Below are 21,989 nucleotides of genomic sequence, written 5' to 3'. Positions count from 1 at the left end.
GGCTTCGGCCGTGCCGCACCTCTTGCGTGCCGTCAGCCCGCAGCCTTCGGGTGTTGCGGGCGCGCCGATCACGACGGGCGCAAAGCGCGCGAACACGGACGACAACTCGCGTTCGTGGCCGATCCAGGTCGCTTCGCCCCAGCCGATATTTCCGGCCGTATCGATCGCGCGCAGGAACACCCACACCGTCTTCGCGCTGGCGCGGACGGGAAACAGATCGATGGCGCGGAGTTTGGCGGGCATGTCGATCCTCAGAAAAAGCCGCCATTGACGGGAATGACCGCGCCGTTCACGTAGCCTGCCCGTTCGGACAGCAGCCAAACGATCGTCTCGCCGATATCGGCACCCACGCCGACGCGGCCGATCGGGATCTTGGGGCCAAGCTCGGCGTTGCGCTCGTCGTTGCCGAACCCGTCGTTGAAATGTGTGTCGATGACGCCGGGCATCACGCCGTTGACGCGAATGCCCTTCGGTCCCGATTGCTTGGCAAGGCCGAAGGTGAAAGTGCGCCGCGCCCCGTTGGTCGTGGCGTAATGGATGCGCGGGCCGATGCCGCCGCTATCGGCGGACATCGACGACACGTTGACGATGGCCCCACCTTTGCCGCCGTTCTTGGTCGACATGCGCTTCACCGCCTCGCGCGCACAGATGAAATAGGCGACGACGTTGATGTCCCATAACGCGCGCATATTCGCGGCATCGAATTTCTCGATGTCATGTTCGCCACCCAGGAACCCTGCGTTGTTGACGAGGCCGCCCAGCGGCGCCAATTCGCGGTCGACTTTCGCGAACATCGCCAGAATCGCCTTCTCGTCGGCCATGTCGGCCTGCGCCGCGATCGCTTTGCCGCCGGTTTTCGCGATGTCGCGCACGACCGCTTCGGCTTCCTCGGGATGGTTTCGGTAATTGACGCAGACTTCCCAGCCGTCGCGCGCGGCCAGCAGCGCCGTCGCCTTGCCGATGCCGCGGCTCGCCCCCGTAACGATCACCGATTTGGACATGTGCGTTTCCTTCCTGTCAGGCGCTGTCGCGAATCACGAGTTGGAAGTCGAGAGCTTGGACAAGGCGTTTCGGGCGCTTGCCGCTCAAGGCTTGATGGATCAGTTCGGCCGCGCGCATGCCGATCTCGTAACGCGGGATGCGCACACTGGTGAGGGCGGGGACGAGCTCGCGCGCGAAGTCGAGATCGTCGTAGCCCGCGATCGCCAAGGTTCCGGGCACATCGATGCCCCGCCGTTGGCATTCCAACAGCGCACCCGCCGCGATGACGTCGGACGAGCAGAACAGCGCGCGCGGACGCTTGGGTAAGGCGAGTATTCTGTCGAGCACGTCGCGGCCCGAGGCCATCGTCATCTCGGTGCGGATCTCGCGTTCGGGCAGGACACGTGCGCCCGCCTCGCGCATCGCGCGGCGGAAGCCGAGATGGCGGTCGCGCACGCGGTCGTTATCGACCGGCGACGCGCCGGCATAGGCGATGTCGGGGCCGTAACGCTTCAACAGATGGGTCACGACGGCGGCGGCGGCGTCGATATTCGACACGCCCGCGACCATATCGATGGGATCGTCGGTGACGTTGCCGCCTTCGACGACCGGAATCCCGGCGGCGCGCAGTAGTTTCACGGTTGCATCCGTGTGACTGGTACCGGTGAGGTAGAGCGCATCGACGCGGCGCGACAGGAAGCTGCGCACCAACGTTTCCTCGTTCGCCGCCGAGAAGCCAGACGCGCCGACCATGAGTTGGCGCTGCTCGCGCGCCAACCCGTCCGACATGCCTTGCATCACGTCGGCGATCAGCGAGTTCGAAAGCACGGGCACGATCGCGCCGACGACGCCCGAGCGTTTGGAGACGAGGGCGCGCGCCACGAGATCCGGCGTGTAGCCGGTGGCGTCGAGTGCGGCCGAGACGCGGTCGCGCGTGTCGGGCGCTACTTTATGGGGTTCGCGCAGCACGCGCGCGACCGTCATCGTGGAGACGCCCGCATGACGTGCGACATCTTCCAAACGGGAGCGGCCGGCAGTGCTGTTGCGGCGCGGCGGCATGGACGGTTTCCCGAGCCCCTCAAGATTTTTCTTGTCGTCTTCTATGATGTATGCGTTAACATAAGGCATTAATCAAGGTTCCTGTGAAGGCGCCGACAACACAATTCGGGAGAAACGCGACGGTGAGCAAAGTTCCGTCCGAGTTTCTGGGATATGCGCGGCCCGACGGTTCGGCTGGAACGCGCAATCATGTCCTGGTTTTGTCGATCCTCGGGCTCGCCAACCGCGCGGCCGAGCGTGCGGCGCAGGCGTTACCCGGTGTCCTTTATGTCGGTACGCCTTACGGGCGCGGCCAGTACGGCGACGACAAGACCGCGCATCGCGATCAGCTCGTCGGCTTGTGCCGCAATCCCAATATCGCCGGGGCGGTGATCGTGGGTGCCGATCGCGGCGCGTTGGAAGGTATCGCCCATCTCGCCGCCGCTTCGGGAAAGCCGACCCGCACCGTGGCGCTCGACGACACGCACGAGGATTCGCTCGACGCGAGTGCCGCCGCCATCCGCCATGCGGGCGAGTTGGCGCATGCCGCATCTCGTTTGCGCCGCGAGAAGTTCCCCGCATCGGCCCTATTCATGGGTGTGGAGTGCGGGCATTCCGATGCGACCTCGGGTCTTGTCGCCAATCCGGTGTCGGGCGCTTGCGTCGATCGCCTGGTCGATACGGGCGGCACGGCGGTGGTGGGCGAGACGGTCGAATGGCTGGGGGCGGAACACATCGTCGCGAAGCGCGCGGCCAACGATGCCGTCGCGAAAGCCATCGTCGATGCGGTGCTGCGCCGCGAACAAGCGGTGGCGCGCACCGGCCAGGATCTGACCGGCAATAATCCGGGGGCGGAGAATATCCGCGGCGGTTTGTCGTCGATCGAGGAAAAGTCGCTCGGCGCCATTGCCAAAACCGGATCGCGGCCGATCCAAGGCGTGCTCGCCTTGGCCGAACGTCCGGCGGGCAAGGGTCTTTATCTGATGGACGGGCCCAGCTTTTCGCCCGAATCGTTGACCGGTTTCGCGGCCGCCGGTGCGCAGTTGATGCTGTTCACCACGGGGGCGGGCAACGCATTCACCAACGCGATCGCGCCGACGATCAAAATCACCGGCCGCCCCGATACGGCGCGCCGCTTGGTCCAGCAGATCGATTTCGACGCGAGCCCCGTGTTCGAAGGGCGCGAGGACATCGCCGACGCGGGTGCGCGCCTGTTCGAACTGGTGATGGCGGTCGCATCGGGGGCGGCGACCTGGGGCGAAATCCACGGCGAAGGTGCGGAATGTTTCACCCGCATCGGCGCGTCGATGTGATGGGCGGCGCAATGGAAATTACCTGGAACGCGATCGCGATCGATCCCGCCGACGGTGTGGCCGTGGCGCTGCGCGATCTTACGGCCGGCGAGAAAGTAATCGTGCGCATCGGCGGCAAGGTGGAGACCGTGACGGCGCGCGAGGCCGTGGCGCTTGGCCATAAGATCGCGCTTCGCGCTCATGCGGCTGGTGAGCCGGTGATGAAATACGGCGCACGTATAGCAATCGCGACTCAGGCGTTCGCGGCGGGCGATCACGTCCACGTCCACAACATCAAGAGTGCGCGCGCCCGCAAGGAGAGCAAATGAGTTTCGATCCGGCCGCCACGCGGCAAGTCGGCCGCACCAAGCTGCGCGTCTCGCAACTCGGGTTCGGGGCGGCACCGTTCGGCAATTTGCTGGCCGATATGACCGACGAAGCCGCCAACGCCAGCGTCGCGGCGGCGATCGAGGCGGGCGTTTCCTATTTCGATACGGCGCCGTTCTACGGCCATGGCCTGTCGGAGCATCGTTTGGGCGCCGCTTTGCGCCGCCATCCGCGCGACAAGTTCGTCCTGTCGACCAAGGTCGGCCGGCTGTTGAAGCCCGATCCGGCCGTGCGCACGCCGGGACCGTTCGCGACGACATTGCCGTTCGACATTGTCTACGACTATTCGCGCGACGGCGCGCTGCGCTCGATCGAAGATAGTCTGCAACGATTGGGCACGTCGCATATCGACATCGTGTTCATTCACGATGTCACCGCCAAATGGCGCGGCGACGCGCTGGAGGCGACGTATAAACAAGCGATGGACGGCGCCTATCAAGCACTCGCCGATTTGCGCGCCGCCGGCACGATCGGCGCGATCGGTGTCGGCATCAACGACGTCGATCTGATGTGCCGTTTCGCGACCGACGGCGATTTCGACTGTTTCATGCTCGCGGGCCGCTACACGCTGCTCGACACCACGGCGCACGCCGAGCTGCTGCCGATCTGCGAGAAAAAGTCGATCTCGATCCTGCTCGCCGCCCCCTATCATTCGGGCATTCTGGCGACGGGGGCGGTCGCCGGCGCCAAGTATTGGTACGCCGACGCGCCGCAAGACGTGCTCGATCGCGTGCGCAAGATCGAAGCGGTGTGCGCGCGCCACGGCGTATCGCTGCAAGCGGCGGCGACGCAGTTTCCGCTTCTCCATCCGCGCATCGCCAGCATCGCGGCCGGTTACCGGTCGACGGACGAGGTGCGCGCCGCGCTGAAAGCCTGCGCGGCGGAGATCCCATCCGCCATGTGGCGCGAGTTGAAGGCCGCCGGGTTGATCGATCCGGCCGTGCCGACAGGGTGAAATGCCGGCTCCGATCTTGCCGGCGAACGTGAAAACACGAACCAAAAAAGGGAGGAAACGATGCGAACTCAATTCGGACGGCGCGGTCTCGTCTCCGGCGCTGCGTTGGCGGTGGGGCTTCTGGCCGCTCCCGCCTTGCAGGCCCAAGCGCCGGTGACGATCACGTTTCGCTTCAACGATCCCGAAGCGCCGCAGATGCGCGCGGCCCTCGACGAATTCGAGAAAGCGAATCCGTCGATCAAGGTCAATATGCAACGTATCTCGTGGGCCGATATGCAGCAGCAGTATCTGCGCGAAGCCGCGACCGGCACGGCGCCGGACGTGGTGCATATCTCCTTCGTGCAGCCGCGCTCCTTCGGCGGCGGCAAGGCGCTGCGCCCGCTCGACGATCTGATCGCGCGCGACGGCGCGCAGATGGGCGTCAAAGGCTGGAACGATTTCTTCGCCCGCGATCTGGCCGAAGGGCCGGACGGCAAGACCTACGCGGTGCCGTGGACGACCGACACGTTCACGATGATGTACAACACCGAGCTGTTCGAACAAGCCGGGATCAAGGAATTTCCGACGACATGGGCGGGTTTGCGCGACGCCAGCCGCCAGATCCATCAGCGCACCGGCAAGGCGGGCTGGGGCTTCCCGGCGGGCAGCTGCGCCACGCCGTCGATCTGGTTCTACATGAACTATTACTTCTGGTCGGACGGCCCCGGCTGGATCGACAAGGACGCCAACGGCAAATATGTGATGGGCGTGACGCCGGAGAAAGCGACCGAGGCGCTCGCGTACTACAACTCCTACATCACCGAAGGGCACAACCCGCGTAGCAACCTGTCGGTCTGCCTGTGGGGCGCGCCCGAGCTTGTCGAAGGCATGCTGACCGGCAACACCGCGATGGCGTCGATGCCCGATACGGTGGCGATCGAAATCCTGACCAAGTGGGATCAACGCAATCCGGGCAAGAAGCGGCCGTTCATGACGGCGCCGCATCCCGGCGGCAAGAACGGCTCGGTCACCAATTTCGGCGGCCGCATGCTGGGCATCAGCCCGAACGCGAAGAACGTCGAACAGGCTTGGGCGTTGATCAAGTTCCTCACCAAGCCCGATCCGACGTTCAAGCACTACAACAACTACACGCCCGCCCAGCGCGCCGCGATCGACAGCCGCGCCTGGGATGCGGAACTCGCCGGGTATCCCAAGCAGCTCGCCAATTCGCGCAGCTGGGGGCCTTACGCGACAGGCCCGGTGCCGATCCCGTTCATGTGGAACGCGGTCGGCCGCGCCGCCGGCTCGGTCTTCATCGGCGAGAAGACCGCGCAGGCCGCCGGGCAGGAGCTGCACGACACGATCGCGCGCGAACTCGCGCGGTTGCAGCGTTAAGATAAAAGGGGCGGGGACGGCACGATGCACGCGAATGCCAAGGGTTTCGTCGCTTTCGCGCTCGTCCCCGCCTTCTTCTTTCTCGGCGCTTTCTATGTCTATCCGTTCGTCTTCAATCTCGACATCAGCGCGACCGATCTCGATATTTTCCAGTTGCGCGACGGCGGACGCTGGATCGGTCTCGAGAATTATATCGAACTGCTGACCAGTCCCGGCTTTCGCCGGGTCATGTTCAACACGGTGATCTGGCTGACCGTCGTGGGCGTGACGGTGCGTATCGTGCTGGGCCTGGCGCTCGCCTTCCTGCTCGACAGCCGAACGATCCGCGCTTGGCGCCTGTCGACGCTGACGCGCATTCTGCTGATCGTGCCCTGGGCCACGCCGCCGGTCGTCGCGATCGTGGTGTGGCGCTGGATCCTCGATCCGCGCGTGGGGGCGGCCAATCAATTCCTGATGTGGCTCGGCTTCATCGATCAGCCGATCCCGTTTTTGGCCGACGCCAATTGGGTTTGGCCGTCGATCATCCTGATCATCACCTGGAATACTTTGCCGCTGGTCACGCTGACATTCATGGCGAGTCTGCAATCGTTGCCCGGCGAATTGGTCGAAGCGGCCGAGATCGACGGCGCCAGCCGCACGCAGTTGCTGCGCTATATCTATCTGCCGCATCTGAAGCCGGCGATCATCGTCATGGCGATGATGTCGACCTTCTGGACGTTCAACAATTTCATCTATGTGTGGCTCACGACCGGGGCGGGGCCTGGCACGTTCACCAACGTCATGGCGACGGAGATCTACATCAAAGGCTTCATCGACGGCCGCTTGGGCTACAGCGCCGCCGCCGGCGTGGTGATGGCGATGATCATGACCGCGTTCGGCATGATCTATCTGCGCTACGTCGCCGCGCGCGCCTTGGTCGAGGAGGAAGATCGATGAACCGCACCCCGAGCGCATCGGTGCAATTCGCCACGCTGGCCGTCACGGCTTTCGCGCTCGCATTCCTGATCTATCCGACGGCCTGGGTGTTCATCGCGTCGCTGAAAACGCCGGACACGATGTTCTCGGCCACACGCTGGTCGATGACGTTGGAGAATTACACGCGCCTCTTCGCCGCCGGGTTCGGCCATAACGTTCTCAACAGTTTGGTGCTGTGCATCGGTGCCGTATTGCTATCGACTTTCGTGTCGGTCAACGCGGCCTATGCGTTTTCGCGATTCCGCTTCCGCGGGCGCGGCACGCTGTTCGCCACCGTCATGCTCGGCCAGACCTTTCCGTGGATCATTCTGGTGACGCCGGTGTTCATCCTGTTCGCGCGCGCGGGCATGTTGAACAACTGGGGCAGCATGTTGTTCGTCTATGTCGCGATCTCGATTCCGTTCTCGGTCTATCTGCTGGTCGGGTATTTGCGCGCGGTGCCCCGCAGCCTCGACGAAGCCGCGATCATGGACGGGGCGAGCTATTTCCAGGTCGTCTGGCGCATCGTCTTTCCGATCATGTTCCCCGGCATCGTCGCCACGGCGACCTACGCCTTTCTGCTGTGCTGGTCGGAGTATCTCTTCTCCGTCGCGTTGCTCACGCAGGAGGAGATGAAAACGATGCCGCTCGCCCTCTATATCTATTTCGGCGAGAACGTCACCGATTGGGGCAACGTGATGGCGGGCTCGGCGCTGACGACGCTGCCCACGCTGCTGCTGTTCCTGCCGTTGCAGCGCTATATGGTCTCTGGCCTCGCGGCCGGATCGGTCAAGCAGTGACGGTTACTTGACCGCGCCGGTCGTCAGGCCGCGCACGATGAAGCGCTGACCGAAGATCATCAGCAGCAGTGCGGGCACGATCGCGATCATCGACGACGCGGCCATTTGGGCGTGCTGGATCTCGAATTGCTGGGCGAAGCGCGCGATGGCGACGGGCACGGTCGCCGTGTCGCGCGCGGTCAGGTTCAGCGCGATGGCGAATTCGTTCCAGCTGAACACGAAGGACAGGATGCCGGACGAGACGAGGCCCGGCCCCACCAGCGGCAGAATGATCCGCCGGAAGGTGGTGAAGTCGCCGCAGCCGTCGATCGTCGCGGCCTCGCGCAACTCGGTCGGCACTTCGTTGAAATAGGTCAGCATGATCCACATCGTCATCGGCAGATTGATGGTGATGTGGGTCAGCACGAGCGCCAGCAGCGTGTTGTAGAGGCCGAGCGACTGGAAGAACAGATACCAGGGTCCCACCAGCGTGATGACCGGGATCATGTGGAAGATCAGCACCCAGCCCATCAGCAGCTTGGCGAACAGGCGGCTGCGGAACCAGCGATGGACGCCGTAAGCGCCCAGCGACCCGACGACCAGCACGGCGACGGTGCTGAGCCCCGCGACGACGAAGCTGTTCCACAGATTGTGAACGAGGTCCGACCGGCGGCTGAACAGCACGTCGATATAATTGTCGAGCGTGGGCTCGAACACCCAAGCGCCGGAATAGATCGCGATCTGGTACTTGATCGAATTGAGGAAGATCCATGCCGTGGGTCCGACGATGAACAGGATCGCCAGCGCCACGACGCCGTAGCCGATCCACGCCGCGCGGCCGTGCAGGGGGATCATCGGCCGGTCCTCTTGCGTTCGATCTGCGTCGCCGACCATTTGCCGACGGCGAGGGTAGCGACGATCACGCCGATGATGCTCAACGACAGCATGGCGCCGTAGCCGAGCTGGTTCTGCTCGAAGAACACGCGGTTCAAATGCAGGCTGAGCAGCTCGGTCGAGGTACCGGGCCCGCCCGAAGTCAGCAGATAGACCTGATCGAACGCCTTGAAGGCGACGATGGCGCGGAACAAGGCCGCGACCGCCAAGGCGGGGCCCAACAGCGGCAGGATGATCAGGCTGATCATCTGCCACGCCGTGGCGCCATCGACGCGGCCGGCCTCCAGCACGTCCTGCGGCAGGGTCTCGATCGATGCGAACAGGATCAGGAACACGAACGGCGTCCAGTGCCAGACATCGACGATCACGATCGACAGCAGCGCCCAGCGCGTGTCGCCCAGCCAGTTGATCGGGTTCAGCCCGATCAACCCGACCATCTGGTTGAACAGGCCGAAATCATAGTTGAACATCAGCTTCCACATGCTGCCGATCGCGACGGCGGGCAGCAGGATCGGCAGGATCATCACCGTGCGCGCGAAGTTGCGGCCGCGCGGCATGCAGGCGATGAACAACGCGGCGAAGAAACCCAGCACCATTTCGATGGCGACCGACAGCACGACGAAAACCAGCGTATTGACGACGGCGTCGCGTAGCACGGCGTCACCCAGCAGCAGGTCGAGATTGCGGCGCGGCGAATAGGTCCAGAACGTACCCTCGGCGGTGATCTGGATGGTCGATAGCGCCATGGGTATAAGCTGGAGTACCGGGTAGACCGACAGCACCAGCAGGAACGCCAGGCACGGCCACATGCTCCAGTGGCGGAAAGTCCGGTTGAGGAAGTCGTCTTTCATCCGCATCTCATCCATCGGGCGGGGCCGGATGCGGCGACGGGGACCGGATCGCGCGACCCGGTCCCCGCCTTCCGGCCCGGTCCTTTACGTCACTCCGGCAGCGCGTCGAGCTTGCCGGTACGCCGACCGCTACGCTGGAAGATCTCCTCGATCTCGCGCGCGGCGGTGTTGAGCGCGCGGCCCGACGACATTTCGCCAATCAGCGCTTGGTTCAAGCGTAGGCCCAGCACCGCTTCGACCTGCGCGCCTTCGGCGTAGCCGAGTTCCTGGCGGGCGAATTGCTGGCTGTCGAGATAGGCCTTCATCCAGCGGAATTCCGGCTTGGCCGCGAGGTCCGACGCGAATGTGTCGGAACGCACGGGAATGCCGCCGGCTTCGGCATAGGCGCGTTGCGCGCCGGCGGTCAGGAACCAGCGCGAGAAGGCGACGGCGGCGCGCTGGCGTTCGGCCGAGACGTTCTTCGGCACGGTGAAGACCCAGTTGCCGATCGCCACGCCCGGATTGCGGCCGGGGAAACCGGGCACGACCGCCGTGTTGATCTTGCCCACGACAGCCGATTTTTGGCGGTCGTCGAAGGTCGGCCATGCGGCGATGACCGCAAGGCCTTGCGCCGCGCGGCCGGTGGCGAGGAGTTGGATCACGTCGCCCTGACCGATCACACCCACGTTGGGCGGCGCGCAGTTCTTTTGCAACTCGATGAATTTATCGAGTGCTTGCTTGGCCTGGGGCGAGTTGATCGTGACGGTGTAATCGCCGTCCTGGGGCGCCTTCACGATCGAACCGCCCGCCCCTTGCAGGAACGGCGTCCAGTCGTAGCGGATCGGATTGCCCTTTTCGCCGCGCGTCACGAAGCCGTACATGCCCGGCGGGTTCTTCAGCTTCTGGCAGATCGCGCCGACGTCGTCCCAGGTCTTGGGCGGCTGCAAGCCGGCCTGCTTCAGCAGATCGTCGCGATAATAAAGGACGTGGATATTGCCGTTGGGCGAATAGCCCATCAGCTGGCCGCCGTCGCGGGTGCGCCAACGCCGCTGCGCGTTCCAGTAGTTCGAATCCTCGAATGTCAGCACTTCGGCGGGCAGGGCGAAGTTCTGATCGATCTCGGCGAAGGGCTTCAGGAAGCTGCCTTCGTAGAACTCGATCGTCCACAGCGCGTCGAGATTCAGGATGTCGTAGGGGCTATTGGCCGCGCGTACGGCATTGCGCGCCTTCTCCAGCATGCCGCCATAGGGCGTCACGTCGAGCTTCACCTTGTTGCCGGTCTGCTTTTCGTAAAGATCGACCGCCTTCTCGAATCCGCCGAACCAGGGCGACGAGTTGATCAGGATCGAGATCTCGGCCTGTTTGCCGACATCGGCGAAGGGCGCTTGAGCGGCGGCCGGACCGGCGGCCGTGAACGCCAAGGCGCTCGCCGCCGCGAATGCGGTCGCGAATTGGAAATTCATGGTTTCCTCCCTCGTTTTAAGCGGCCGTCAAGCGGCCAGTTTGGGACCAATTCCGTAGCGGGCGTAGATTTCGGGCGGGGCGTCGTGCAGGCGCATCTGTTCGGCGATCCCGCGCAGGAAGCGCCGTTCGATCGCGTCGTCGCGGAACGGCTTCAACTGTTTGGGATCGACCGAAATGTCGTACAGCGTCGTGCCGACGCCGGGGTCGAATTGCTTGCCGTCGTGGACGGGAATGCGGCGCGCATCCATCAGCGCGTCGATCTTCAGGATCGGCATGCCTTTGGTGAAATCGAAGGGTTCGCGCAGCTTCGCGGTCTTCATTTCGGCCGCACTGAATAGCGAATGCAGATGCGTGGGCATCAGCGTGTATTCGTGCAGACCCGGCCCGTAGAGGTCGCCGGGATAGAGGTAGTAGGTGTAGCGCCCGTCGGTCGCACCGATCGGCCCGCCGAACATGCCGAAAATTCCGATGTCGCGGATCGGCTCGTCCGCGTCGAGCATCGGCAGCAGCGAACGGCCGCAGACCTCGGGCGGGATCGCGATGCCGAACATGTCGAGGATCGTCGGCATCAGATCCATCGTCTGGGTCACGCATGTGCGGCGCTGCCCGGCACTGCGCGCGTGTGCCGGGTGATGGATGATCAGCGGAATATGGGAGATGTCGGTGTAGTAGGGCATCAGATTCTTGCCCCACCAATCATGCTCGGCCAGCAGGAAGCCGTGATCGGTCGACAATACGATCGCCGTATCCTTCCACATATCGTGCTTGTCGAAATAATCGAGCAGCTTGCCGAAGTAATGATCGCAGGCGGTCATCAGCGCCGCGTAATTGGCGCGGATCTCCGCGATTTCTTCGGGACTCTCGGTTACTTTCTCGTAGTGGGGCCAGTCGAGAATGCCGCCATTGTAGCCCGTGCGGTAACGGTCCTTGAAGCGGTCGGGCGCGTGGAACGGCTCGTGCGGATCGAAACATTCCAGCAGCATGAACCAATTGTCGGCGCCGCGATTGAGGTCGAGGAATTCGAACGCGCTATCGAAGCAGCGCGGCAGGCAGAAATCTTTCTCCTCGATCATGTATTCGCGATTGATCGCGTTCTGCAGGCGCTTCCAGTTGTTGGCGAAGTCGTAGTGTTTGACGTTGTACTTCTCCTGCAGCCGTTCGATCGGCGGCTGGACCATCGCCTTCCACGGGTCGTATTCCTGGCCGCGGATGAAGTCCCAGGACCGGAAACGCCCGTGATAGGTGGCGCCGCCGTCCTCGAAATAATGCATATGGTCGGTCACGAGATGCGAATGGATGTTCGCGTCGCGCAGCATCTCGGGGAACGAATTGTCGTAGGGCTCCATCGGGCCCCAGCTGCGATGCAGGAAGTTCATCCGGCCGGTATGGATGTCGCGCCGTGCGGGCATGCAGGGCAGGCTGCCGACGAAATGGCTGTCGAACGTCACCGCGCGCTGGGCGAAGCGCTTGAAAGTCGGCGTATGCACATGCGTATCGGCGTACGCGCTCATCGCCGAGCGCACGAGGGAATCGAACAGGACGAACACGGTACGCATTGCCGGCGCTTTCTCCCCTTTATGGCGCGTTATTTGGGCGCCTCGATCCCCCAAGCTTTTCATCCGGCGAGATAGTCCGTAAAGTTCCATTTCGGCCTATTTGAATAACCCCAAGGAATACCTATGTTGCAGAACGTGGCCCTGCTGCGGCCGTTCCTCGCGGTCGCCAAGGGCGGCAGCATCAGCGCCGGCGCCCAGGAAATGTCGATCAGCCAGCCGGCGGTCAGCAAAGCGATCCATCGGCTGGAGCGCGAGTTGGGCGTGTCGCTGTTCGAACGGCGCGCGCGCGGCGTGGTGCTCACGCGCTTCGGTGTGGCGTTACTGCGCCACGCCAAGCAGATCGAAACCGAATGGAACTTCGCCCAATCCGAACTCGGCGCTTTCAAGGCGGGGCGCACAGGGCATTTGCGCGTCGGCGCCGGGCTTTATTTCGCCGCCGCGTTGCTGCCGGCCGCGATATCGGAGCTGCAGGTGCGTTTTCCGCGCTTGCGCATCGATCTATCGGTCGGCGCCAATCCGCGCACGCTGCCCGCGTTGTTCGGCGGCGATCTCGACATCGTCGTCGGCCGTCTGCCCACGACTGGCATTCCCGACTATATCGAGACGCGGCACATCGTGAATGTGCGCCTGTGCATTATCGCGTCGAAATCGCATCCGCTGGCGGCCAAGCGGCGGATCACCGCCGCCGATCTCGCCGCCTATCCTTGGGTCGTCTATCAGGACGACGACGAGACCGTCGCCTCCCGCGAAAGCATTTTCCGCCGCATGGGCGCCGAGCCGCCGCGCATCGCGGTGGAGTCCACCTCGGTCATGGCGATCTTTCAGTTGCTACGCAGCGGGCCGTATCTGGGCTGCGTGGCGAGCGGCCTGCTCGTCTCCGCCGTCGGTCAAGGGCTGGTGGAATTGCCCTTGCCGATCGAGGGTGCGCGCTTCAAGGGTGGCGCGATGTTCGCACGCACGCTGGCGAACGTGGCCCCCATCAACGCGCTGATCGAGTTGCTCCGCCGTTCCGCCGCGTCGCCCTAGAGGGCCGCGATCTTCTCGCGCCGGCCCGAACGGATCGAGGTATAGGCCGCTTCGATCATCGCCAGCGCGCGAATACCGTCGTCAAGCCCGATCGGGGGTGCCGTCTTGGTGCGCAGCGCCTGCGCGAAGGCGATCGCGTTCTGGTGATGGAACTGACCGCGCTTGAATTGCGGGATCAGATCGCTGATGCGCCATTCGCGTGTCGGCAAGTTGCGGCGGAAGGTCTTCAGGAACCCGGATGGCGTGATATCGCGCGAGGCGAGATCGACGCCCGACACGATCGCCGTGCCTTCGGTGCCGAAGATCTCGATCGAGGAATCGGCGGCGGCGAAGGCGAAGCTCGACGCGATTTCGCCGATCATGCCGTTGTCCCACGAAAACGTGGCGATGGCTTGGTCTTCGACCTTCAATCCCAGCGCCGACGAAGCGCTGGCGACGACGCTATTCGCCAAGCCGAACGTCCAGCATAGGAAATCGGCCGCGTGTACGCCTTCGTCGAGCAAGGCGCCGCCGCCGGAATTCGCCGGGTCCACGTACCAGCGTTGCCCGAATTCGGGATCGAGGCCGTAGAAATGCCCGTGCCGGATACGCACCATGCCGATCCGGCCGAGTTCGCCCGCCGCGACTAAGCGGCGCAACTCGTGCGACACCGGATCGAAGCGCTTGGGGAAACTCTGCATAAACACGATGCCCGATGCGCGGACCGATGCGGCGATCTTCTTGGCGTCGGCGAGATCGCGCGCGATCGGCTTTTCGCACAACACCGCTTTGCTACGCGCGGCGGCGGCTTCGATCAGCGGGACATGCTTCACCGTCTCGCTGCACACCGCGACGGCATCGGCACGGTCGATCGCTTTGGCGAGATCGGGTTCGAAGTTCACGCCGAATCGCGAGGCCGCCTCGCGCCCGCGCGCTTCGTCGTCGTCCCAAATCGCCGATACTTGGACATCCTTCTCGGCGAGAAACGCCTCGGTCCAGAAATTCGCGTGATAATGCGCGAAGCTGAGGATCGCGATCCGGATCATGGCTGTTCGACCTGCGTTGCGGCACCGGCTCGGGCGGCGGATCGCTCGATCGCTTCGGCGATCAGCAAGCCCGCCAGCGCGTCGCGCGCGGTGGTTTCCTTCGGCTTGGCGCCGGACAGGCCATCAAGCCAACGCTGATGATGGCGCTGGCCGAGCGGCGGGGTGGGAAGGGAGGGCGTTTCCCATGCGGTCGCACCCTTGCGGCGCAGGCGCAACGGGCCCGCGACCCCGCGCAATTGGATCGTGCCGTCGGTGCCGTAGATCTCCATGCCGAAACGGTCGGTGCCCGCCGCTTCGATCATCGACATGTCGTGCGATGCGGCCACGCCGTTGGCAAAGCGATAGGTCGCCCAGGCGCTGTCGGGATTCTCGACCGTCACGACGCGCCCGTCGGCCAAGCGCCGTTCGGGGCGCAAGATCGCCGTCGTCGCGTTCAGCGATGCGACGGGGCCGAAAAGCTGTGTCAGCAGATCGATGCCGTGCACGCCGAGTTGCAGCACCACGCCGCCGCCGACGCGCGACTTCTTGAAGAACCAATCGCCCCAATCGGGGCCGGGGGTCGCGTTGCGCATCCGCGCGCTCGTCGGCGTGCCGATTTCGCCCGTCGCGATCAAATCGCGCGCGGCGGCGAATTCCTCGAAATAGCGGTGCATGAAGCTGACTTGCAGATCGACCTTGGCTTCTTGCGCCGCCGCAATCATCCGCCGGCACGCGGCGGCATCGGGCGCCATCGGCTTTTGCACCAGGATCGCCTTGCCCGCCGCAATCGCTTTCAGGCAGATCGCTTCATGCGTATCGTCGGGCGAGGCGACAACGATCGCGCCGATATCCGCCCGCGCCAGCGTCGCATCGAGATCGCTTGTGCCGGCCGGAATGCCCCGCTGGGCGGCGAAAGAAGCCGCCTTGACGGGATCGCGCCCGACGACGATCCGGATGTCGGCATCCGGTATCGTCGCGAGCGCGTCCAGGTGATATCCGGCGATGAAGCCGGTTCCGACGAAAGCAATCCCGATGCGCGCCATCGCGGTCAGGCCTTCCAGCGCCCGGCGCGCTTCACCAAGGCGCCGTCCGCCGCCGCGACCGGATCGGTGAAGGTGTAGTCGAGCGGCGAGCGCGCGCTGCGCAGACGGCCGGAGGCGACGAGATAGGCGCCCAGCGCGTCCATATCGGCGACGTATGCGTCGTCGAAGGCCGGGTTGAAGTCGTAATCGCCCCAAATCGCTTCGACCAGCGCCTTGTCCTGGCGGGTCTTCTGCGCGACGAGATCGATCACTTCCGCACGGTTGGCGGCGGTCGCGACGTATTTCTGGGCGCGCACCAGAATGGCCATCAGCGTGCGCGTGGCGATCGGGTTCTTACGCACGAAGGCTTCGCTCGCCACGAACAGCGAGCGCGTGGCCGAGACCTGCACCTTGGCGCCCTTGTTTGCAGCGAAGCCGCTGGTCGTGCCCGAATGCAGCATCGTCGTGTTGCCCAGGCGCAGCGCGTTATGCGCCCAAGGCTGCCAGCACAGCAGCGCTTGGATGTTGTTGTTGGTCAACCCCGCGAGCTGCTCGGGCGGGGGCATATTGACGACCTGTAGCTTGGATTCGTCGAGCTTGTAGTGCTTGGCGAGGATATGCAGCGTCGCCGACGCGGTCGAACCCGCGAGCAGGCCGATGCGGATCTTGTAGAGATCCTCCGGTTTCGTCACGTTCGCGTCGTTGCGCACGACGAGTTGTTCGGCCTGCGTGGCGATGCAGTTGGTGCCCAGCACCACGGCCGGGACGCCCGAATTTGCCATCGAGATCGGCGGCAAATTGCCCGGCGTCCACAGCTGGATCTGATCGGCGATCAGCGCTTCGCCAGCAAGCGCGCCGCTGGTGAAGCTGGGTGTCGCGATGTCGGTGAAGCCCGCCTCGCGCAGCCAGCCTTTTTCCATCGCCACGATATGGGGTGCGAAAACGGGATCGAGGCCGAAGCCGATGCCGAGCTTGCTCACTTCGGGCTTGGCTTGTGCGTGCACGAAAGCGGGTGCGGCGAGCGCGGCGGTGGCGGTCATAACGAAAGTGCGTCGTTTCATGGTCTAGCCTCCCTTTTTGATTAAAGCGCGTGCCAGCGGCCGATCGTCCGGCCGATCAGCCGGGCGAGCTGGCGATCGGCGATCAGATTGACGATGCCGATCAGGAAAATGCCGAAGATGGAAACGCCGAGTTGGCCGAGCTGGCGGGCTTCCATCACCAGATGGCCCATCCCGCGTTCGGCGGCGATCAATTCGGCCGCGACCAACACGCCGAAGCCCAGGCCGAAGCCGATGCGCAAGCCCGTGGCGATATCGGGCATCGCGGCGGGGATCGCGACCTTGATCAGCAATCGCACGCCGTCCACGTCCATCGTGCGCGCGGCGCGCAGGATCACGGGCGGGATCGATGCCATGCCGCGCGCGGTCGCGGTGAACACGGGGAAGAACACGCCGATGACGATGACGAAGATCTTCGACGGCTCGCCCAGGCCGAACCAGACGATCGCGATCGGAATCCAGGCGAGCGGCGGGATCGGGCGCAAAATCTCGACGAAAGGACGCGCGACGAGCGCCACGGGCCGATACCAGCCGGCGGCGATGCCGAGTGCGATGGCCGCCCCCGCGCCGATGCCGAACCCGGCGAACACGCGCCACAGGCTCCACGCGACATGCTCGACCAGTTCGCCCGGCGGCAGGTGGACGATCGCCGCCAGGATCGCTTGGCTGGGCGCGGGCATGATCGACGGGTCGCGCCAGCCGAACCGCGCGGCGGCTTCCCACAGCGCCAGGAAGAACGCGACGCCGAACCAGCCCGCATGCCGGGCGAAGAATGAATCGTCGCGCGTCATTTGGATTGTCCCTCGACCCGCGCTTGCCAGGGGATCAGCCAGGCTTCCAGCTTCGCCATCGCCGTCGTGATGGCAAGCCCGAACGCGCCGATGCACAACATGCCGACCATCGTGATGTCGGTGCGATAGAAGGTGCGCGCTTCCATGATCAGCGAGCCGAGGCCGCGGATCGTGCCGATCATCTCGGCCCCCACGATCACCATGAAACCGACGCCGAGCGCCACGCGCGCGCCCGACATCAAGCGCGGGGCGGCGGCGGGCAGGACCACGCGGCGGAAAATCTCGGCTTGCGGCGTGTCCATCGTACGCGCGGCGCGAATCAGAACGGGATCGACGAGCTTGACGGCGCCGATCGTCGCCGACAGCATCACCCAGAAGCAGCCATAGCCGATCAGGAAGATCTTCGACGCTTCGCCCGTGCCGAACCAGACGAGGGCGAGCGGCAACAGGCTGAGCGTCGCGATCGAACGGCAGAACGCGACGAGCGGCGAAGTCGCGCGATCGAGCAGCGGATAGGAACCGATCAGAATGCCGAGCGGGATCGCCAACGCCACGGCCATAATATGGCCCGCGAGAATACGCGCGATGGTGATCCCCGCATGCGTCCACAAGGTGATGCCTTGCGGGAAGCCGCGCGTGGCGAGATCGACGAAACTACCCGCGAGGCGGCTGGGCGGCGGAAATTGGATCGGGCGCAGCCAGCCTTGATCGGCGGCGAATTCCCAGATTCCCAGGAACGCCGCGAGCACGGCGGCGGGAACGAGCCAAGCCTGCGCCCGCGGGCTCAAGCCGGCCCTCCATGCAGATGCGACCAGATTTCGTCGTAGAGGGCGACAAGCGTCGGGTCGCTGCGCCGGCGCGGGCGCGGCAGATCGATGCGCCGTTCCAGCACGAAGCGGCCGGGGCGCGGGGCCATCACCAGCACGCGATCGGCCAGGATCAAACCTTCCCAGATCGAGTGCGTGACGAACACGACCGTCTTGCGCCGTTGCGCCCAGACGCGCAGCAACTCGTCCTGCATTTCGTTGCGGGTGATTTCGTCGAGCGCGCCGAAGGGCTCGTCCATCAGCAGGATTTCGGGATCGAGCGCCAGCGCGCGCGCGATCGCCACGCGCTGCTGCATGCCGCCGGACAATTCGAACGGATATTTCTCGGCCGCCGCCGCGAGGCCCACGAGCGCGAGAAGTTCCAGCGCCAGCGCGTCGGCCGCGTCCTTCTTCATGCCGCGATTGACGGCGGCGAAGGCGATATTCGCCTTGGCTGTGAGCCACGGGAAGAGCGCGCCTTGCTGGAACACCATGCCCTTGCCCGCACCGGGGCCGGTGACCTTCTTGCCGTTGACGCGCAATTCGCCGCCCGACGGCGTTTCGAGACCCGCGATCAGATTGAGCAAAGTGGTCTTGCCGCAGCCGCTGCGGCCGAGCAGCACGACGAATTCGTTGGGCGCGATCGCAAGATCGACCTCGCCCAGCACCGGCGCGCCGGAATCGTTGGCGAAGACCTTCGCGAGTTTGGCGATTTCGATCATCGCGGCGTCCCCGTCATCTCGACGAAAATCGGGCTCGACCACGCGATCCCGCCATCCCATTGGCGCACGCGGAACCAATAGGCGTTCCAGCCCGGCTTCATGGCGCCGTCGCGGAACTCGCCGCGCCACGACGACGGCCCCAAATCCTTCGGCAGGAAACGCAGCTCGAGTTCGCGATGCGGGATTTCGTCGGCGAAAACGGCGGGGCCTTGGCGCAAACGCGCCACCGGCACGGTTGCGGAGATTTGCGGCGTGTCGATCGCCAGCGTCGCGTCGCCGGGGGCGGCGAGCGTGACGGTGATGCCGTCCCAATCGCCGCCGGTCGCCGAGCGCCACGCGATCTTTCGCGGCTCGACGCCGACGATACCTTCGTCGGGCGTGTCGAGCGCGTAGCCTTGCGGATCGGCGAATTCGCCGGCCGATAGCGTCGCGGCGCCGTCCCACACCATCCGCGCACGGGAAAAATTGCCCGGCGCCGTGGCGCCACGCCACGCGATACGCAGACGATCGGACAGTTCCGCGTTCTTGGCGTGCGGCTCGAAATGGTGGACGATCTCCGTGCCCCGGAAGATATCGATCGCTTCGATCGGCGCGGTGCCATCGATTTCGATCGACAGCAGCGGCGGGCGCTTGGCTTGAAACTCCGCGCCCATCTTTTGGCCGTCGGCGGAGAAGCGCAGCGCGATGCGGGCACCGTTGGTCGCGTAGCAATTGCGCGCATGAAGTGCCGCGAGCAGCGATTTGCGATCGAGGACGGGGATCGCTGCCGCCACCAAGCCGCCGCGCACATTGCGCACCGCTTGATGGCCGGGATGGCTGGCGCCGGGGCGGCCGTCCACGCCGTCGCTGCCGGCGGTCACCCCCATGCGATAGCCGCGCCGCAGCGCGTCGAGCACGAACCATTCCGACGTCGCATGCGTCGAATGGATCTCGATCAGGCGTTCGACCGACGGTTCGTGGCGCGACAGATCGGTCGTGCGGCCGCCGACATGCAGGCCGATGACGACATCGCTGCCGCGATACTTGGCGTGGAAATCCTCGGCCAGCGGCAAGTCGCTCGCGATGTCGGATTTGTCGTCCACGTATTCGTGGCTGCACCGCGTGATCGGCGCCGTATCGTCGGGGAAGAACAAGTTTCGGTCGCCGCCGCGCGCCGTATCGGCCGACCATTCGAGGCCGAGCAGGGTGACGAAACGGCCGGACTCGTTGTATTCGGCGGTGACGGTTTCCGTCTCCGTCCATTCCGGACCGGTCACCAGGAAGCAATTCGCCTGATGACTGGCGAAATCGATCCGCGCGAAGTCGCGCGCATGGCGGAAAAACGCGTCGACCGTCCGCGCCCCGCAACCGACCAGCGACTGGGCGTGGATATCGCCCCAGAAAATCCGCGTCGCGGGCGCCGTGGCATGAACGCGGATCGGGTTGGAAATCACGTGACCGAGACTGCCCGTTAGCTCCAAGCGATGCAGGCCGGGCGCGTCGATCGTCGCGCGCCAACGGCGGATGCCGGGCAGGTCGGGCAAGGGTTCGAGCTTCGCACCCGAAGGTGTCGGGCGTTCCGTCAATTCGGCCGGATTGCCCCATTCGTCGGCGATGCGATAGACGAGTTCGAAGCTTTCGCCCGCGACGATTTCGCTGGGCGCGATCAATTCGCCGACCGCCGCGCGCGCGGCGACGACTTCGACGTTCAGCACGTCGATCTCGATCCATTCGGCCTTCGCCGGGCGCACGCGCACCGACAAGGGCGACTGCTCTTCGATGAAGGTTTGCGCGCGGCCTTTGGTCGCGACCGAGATCGTCGCACCGGCGGGCAGGCCATCGGGAAGCTCGATCTCGAAAACATGATCGAAGGGATGCCAATCGATCGAGCGGCGCGTGCGCCAGCGATGCGGGCGCGACGGTTCCACGCGGATCGTGGTGAAACCGGGCTTGCCCGGCTTGTCGGTTTGCGGCGTATCCCAATCGCTGGGCCAGCGGCGGATCAGCGCGACCGCACCGCCCGGCGCCAAACCGTTGGGGCCGGCCGTGTATGTGACGGTCCATTCGCCGGACATGCCCGCGACGACCGGGGCGGGGCCGGACAACGCCGCTTTGCCATGCGCGCCGTCATGCGCTTGGGTGATCGGCAGGCCGCTCATCGCAGATCCAATCGATAGCGATAGACGTCGCCGCGCATCACCGCGCGACGAAACTCGCCGATACGCCCGTCGGGCAAGAAGGTGCGGCGTTCGATCTGGAAGACGGGTGCACCCGCTTTAATGCCGAGTTGGCGCGCGTCGAACGCGTTGCAGATCGCGGGCTCGATGAGTTCTTCCGCGCGCACCAGCGTAACGCCGTACTCGTCGCGCAGAATATCGACGAGATGGCGTTCGGTCAGATTGTGCTTGGCGAGGCCGGGGAACAACGCGGCGGGCAGGGCGCTGGTTTGCAGCGTGACCGGTACGCCGCCGGCGAAACGCAAGCGGCGCAGCATGACGACGCTGCGCTCGTGGCCCAAGCCCAGCGCCTTGGCGAGGACGGGATCGGCCTTGCGCGTCACGCAATCCAACACATGGGCGCCCGGATCGAGCGGCGGACCTTCGACGCGAAACTGCGAATAGGAGCCGACGACGCTGCCTTCGAATTTCGGGCGGCGCAGGAACGAGCCGCGGCCGGGATGGCGTTCGATCAGCCCGTCGCGGGCCAACTCCGCCAGCGCCTGGCGGATCGTGCCGCGGCTGACGCCGTAATGTTCGCAAAGGGCGGCTTCGGGCGGCAACTCGGCACCCGAGCCGAATTTGCCCGATGTCAATTGCAGCACCAGATTCTCATGGATCTGGATATGCATCGGCACGCGGTCGCCGCGCACGAACGGTTCCAGCACGACCGGTCCCGTATCGGATCCGTCGAGGCGCTGGGTTTCGGCGACGAGGCCGGAGGCGTCCGTTTTAAGCATCTTTACTCCCCATAATGTTTAGACATATAGTCATTTAAACATCCAGTCAAGGACGATCCGAGGAAGAAGGGTTTGGGAAATGCCCGCCGAAACGATCTTCGCCGTAAAAAACGGATCGTGG

22 protein-coding genes are annotated in these 21,989 nt (G+C 64.8%); 7 read left to right on the top strand and 15 right to left on the bottom strand.

Going from position 1 to position 21,989, the window contains the following annotated elements:
* From J0H39_22440 to J0H39_22430, 3 genes are all read right to left on the bottom strand, one after another.
* Window positions 1-243: hypothetical protein (locus J0H39_22440; GenBank protein ID MBN9499526.1), on the bottom strand; the 243-nt coding region annotated here is incomplete at its 3' end.
* 8 nt (window positions 244-251) lie between these two features.
* Window positions 252-1,001: an SDR family oxidoreductase gene (locus tag J0H39_22435; protein ID MBN9499525.1), complete on the bottom strand. Its 750-nt coding sequence runs from the start codon at window positions 999-1,001 to the stop codon at window positions 252-254.
* A gap of 16 nt (window positions 1,002-1,017) precedes the next feature.
* Entirely contained in the window at window positions 1,018-2,040 is a 1,023-nt protein-coding gene (locus J0H39_22430; protein MBN9499524.1) for a LacI family DNA-binding transcriptional regulator, read from the bottom strand.
* Window positions 2,041-2,162: 122 nt separating this feature from the next.
* On the opposite strand from J0H39_22430, the gene J0H39_22425 reads away from it, so the two are divergent.
* Genes J0H39_22425 through J0H39_22400 form a run of 6 tightly spaced genes read left to right on the top strand, consistent with a single transcriptional unit; the run spans window position 2,163 to window position 7,781 of the window.
* Window positions 2,163-3,332 (top strand): UxaA family hydrolase, encoded by a 1,170-nt coding sequence (locus J0H39_22425; GenBank protein ID MBN9499523.1) that lies wholly within the window; start codon window positions 2,163-2,165, stop codon window positions 3,330-3,332.
* 11 nt (window positions 3,333-3,343) lie between these two features.
* The gene (locus J0H39_22420; GenBank protein MBN9499522.1) at window positions 3,344-3,640 is read left to right on the top strand and encodes a UxaA family hydrolase; all 297 of its coding nucleotides are present in this window, start codon (window positions 3,344-3,346) and stop codon (window positions 3,638-3,640) included.
* On the top strand, window positions 3,637-4,653 hold the full coding sequence (locus tag J0H39_22415; protein ID MBN9499521.1) for an aldo/keto reductase: 1,017 nt from the start codon (window positions 3,637-3,639) through the stop codon (window positions 4,651-4,653). Before J0H39_22420 ends, J0H39_22415 begins: the two co-directional genes overlap by 4 nt.
* Before the next feature lie 60 nt (window positions 4,654-4,713).
* Window positions 4,714-6,027, top strand: a complete 1,314-nt coding sequence (locus J0H39_22410) for a sugar ABC transporter substrate-binding protein (protein ID MBN9499520.1) — start codon at window positions 4,714-4,716, stop codon at window positions 6,025-6,027.
* Between the two features lie 24 nt (window positions 6,028-6,051).
* Entirely contained in the window at window positions 6,052-6,963 is a 912-nt protein-coding gene (locus J0H39_22405) for a sugar ABC transporter permease (GenBank protein MBN9499519.1), read from the top strand.
* On the top strand, window positions 6,960-7,781 hold the full coding sequence (locus J0H39_22400; protein MBN9499518.1) for a carbohydrate ABC transporter permease: 822 nt from the start codon (window positions 6,960-6,962) through the stop codon (window positions 7,779-7,781). The genes J0H39_22405 and J0H39_22400 overlap by 4 nt, the downstream gene beginning before the upstream one ends.
* Before the next feature lie 3 nt (window positions 7,782-7,784).
* Here J0H39_22400 and J0H39_22395 read toward each other — a convergent pair whose 3' ends face one another.
* The 4 genes from J0H39_22395 to J0H39_22380 form a co-directional block, all read right to left on the bottom strand.
* Complete coding sequence (locus tag J0H39_22395; GenBank protein MBN9499517.1) at window positions 7,785-8,615, bottom strand: carbohydrate ABC transporter permease; 831 nt, start codon at window positions 8,613-8,615, stop codon at window positions 7,785-7,787.
* On the bottom strand, window positions 8,612-9,505 hold the full coding sequence (locus J0H39_22390) for a sugar ABC transporter permease (protein MBN9499516.1): 894 nt from the start codon (window positions 9,503-9,505) through the stop codon (window positions 8,612-8,614). The genes J0H39_22395 and J0H39_22390 overlap by 4 nt, the downstream gene beginning before the upstream one ends.
* A gap of 89 nt (window positions 9,506-9,594) precedes the next feature.
* Entirely contained in the window at window positions 9,595-10,947 is a 1,353-nt protein-coding gene (locus J0H39_22385) for an extracellular solute-binding protein (GenBank protein ID MBN9499515.1), read from the bottom strand.
* A gap of 27 nt (window positions 10,948-10,974) precedes the next feature.
* Window positions 10,975-12,504, bottom strand: coding sequence for a sulfatase (locus J0H39_22380; protein MBN9499514.1), 1,530 nt, complete (start codon window positions 12,502-12,504; stop codon window positions 10,975-10,977).
* A 123-nt stretch (window positions 12,505-12,627) separates the two neighbouring features.
* Here J0H39_22380 and J0H39_22375 point away from each other — a divergent pair, with 123 nt between their 5' ends.
* Complete coding sequence (locus tag J0H39_22375; protein ID MBN9499513.1) at window positions 12,628-13,530, top strand: LysR family transcriptional regulator; 903 nt, start codon at window positions 12,628-12,630, stop codon at window positions 13,528-13,530.
* Here the strand turns inward: J0H39_22375 and J0H39_22370 are convergent.
* From J0H39_22370 to J0H39_22335, 8 genes are read right to left on the bottom strand one after another with little or no spacing between them, the layout of a single operon-like run.
* Complete coding sequence (locus J0H39_22370) at window positions 13,527-14,555, bottom strand: Gfo/Idh/MocA family oxidoreductase (protein MBN9499512.1); 1,029 nt, start codon at window positions 14,553-14,555, stop codon at window positions 13,527-13,529. The genes J0H39_22375 and J0H39_22370 overlap by 4 nt on opposite strands.
* Window positions 14,552-15,577, bottom strand: coding sequence for a Gfo/Idh/MocA family oxidoreductase (locus J0H39_22365; protein ID MBN9499511.1), 1,026 nt, complete (start codon window positions 15,575-15,577; stop codon window positions 14,552-14,554). The genes J0H39_22370 and J0H39_22365 overlap by 4 nt, the downstream gene beginning before the upstream one ends.
* A 5-nt stretch (window positions 15,578-15,582) precedes the next feature.
* Window positions 15,583-16,617: an NrtA/SsuA/CpmA family ABC transporter substrate-binding protein gene (locus J0H39_22360; GenBank protein ID MBN9499510.1), complete on the bottom strand. Its 1,035-nt coding sequence runs from the start codon at window positions 16,615-16,617 to the stop codon at window positions 15,583-15,585.
* 20 nt (window positions 16,618-16,637) lie between these two features.
* A complete protein-coding gene (locus J0H39_22355) occupies window positions 16,638-17,405 on the bottom strand; it encodes an ABC transporter permease (protein MBN9499509.1) in 768 nt (255 codons plus the stop codon).
* Window positions 17,402-18,193 carry an ABC transporter permease gene (locus tag J0H39_22350; protein MBN9499508.1) on the bottom strand — a complete coding sequence of 264 codons (792 nt, stop codon included), beginning with the start codon at window positions 18,191-18,193 and terminating at the stop codon, window positions 17,402-17,404. The genes J0H39_22355 and J0H39_22350 overlap by 4 nt, the downstream gene beginning before the upstream one ends.
* Window positions 18,190-18,933, bottom strand: coding sequence for an ABC transporter ATP-binding protein (locus J0H39_22345; protein ID MBN9499507.1), 744 nt, complete (start codon window positions 18,931-18,933; stop codon window positions 18,190-18,192). Before J0H39_22345 ends, J0H39_22350 begins: the two co-directional genes overlap by 4 nt.
* Window positions 18,930-21,071 carry a hypothetical protein gene (locus J0H39_22340; protein MBN9499506.1) on the bottom strand — a complete coding sequence of 714 codons (2,142 nt, stop codon included), beginning with the start codon at window positions 21,069-21,071 and terminating at the stop codon, window positions 18,930-18,932. Before J0H39_22340 ends, J0H39_22345 begins: the two co-directional genes overlap by 4 nt.
* Window positions 21,068-21,868: a GntR family transcriptional regulator gene (locus tag J0H39_22335; protein MBN9499505.1), complete on the bottom strand. Its 801-nt coding sequence runs from the start codon at window positions 21,866-21,868 to the stop codon at window positions 21,068-21,070. Before J0H39_22335 ends, J0H39_22340 begins: the two co-directional genes overlap by 4 nt.
* Window positions 21,869-21,989: the final 121 nt, after the last annotated feature.

This window comes from Alphaproteobacteria bacterium, assembly GCA_017308135.1.
Classification (GTDB): Bacteria; Pseudomonadota; Alphaproteobacteria; order CACIAM-22H2; family CACIAM-22H2; genus Tagaea.
The sequence above is the reverse complement of the archived record's forward strand: the minus strand, read 5'-3'. Positions and strand labels throughout refer to the sequence as shown.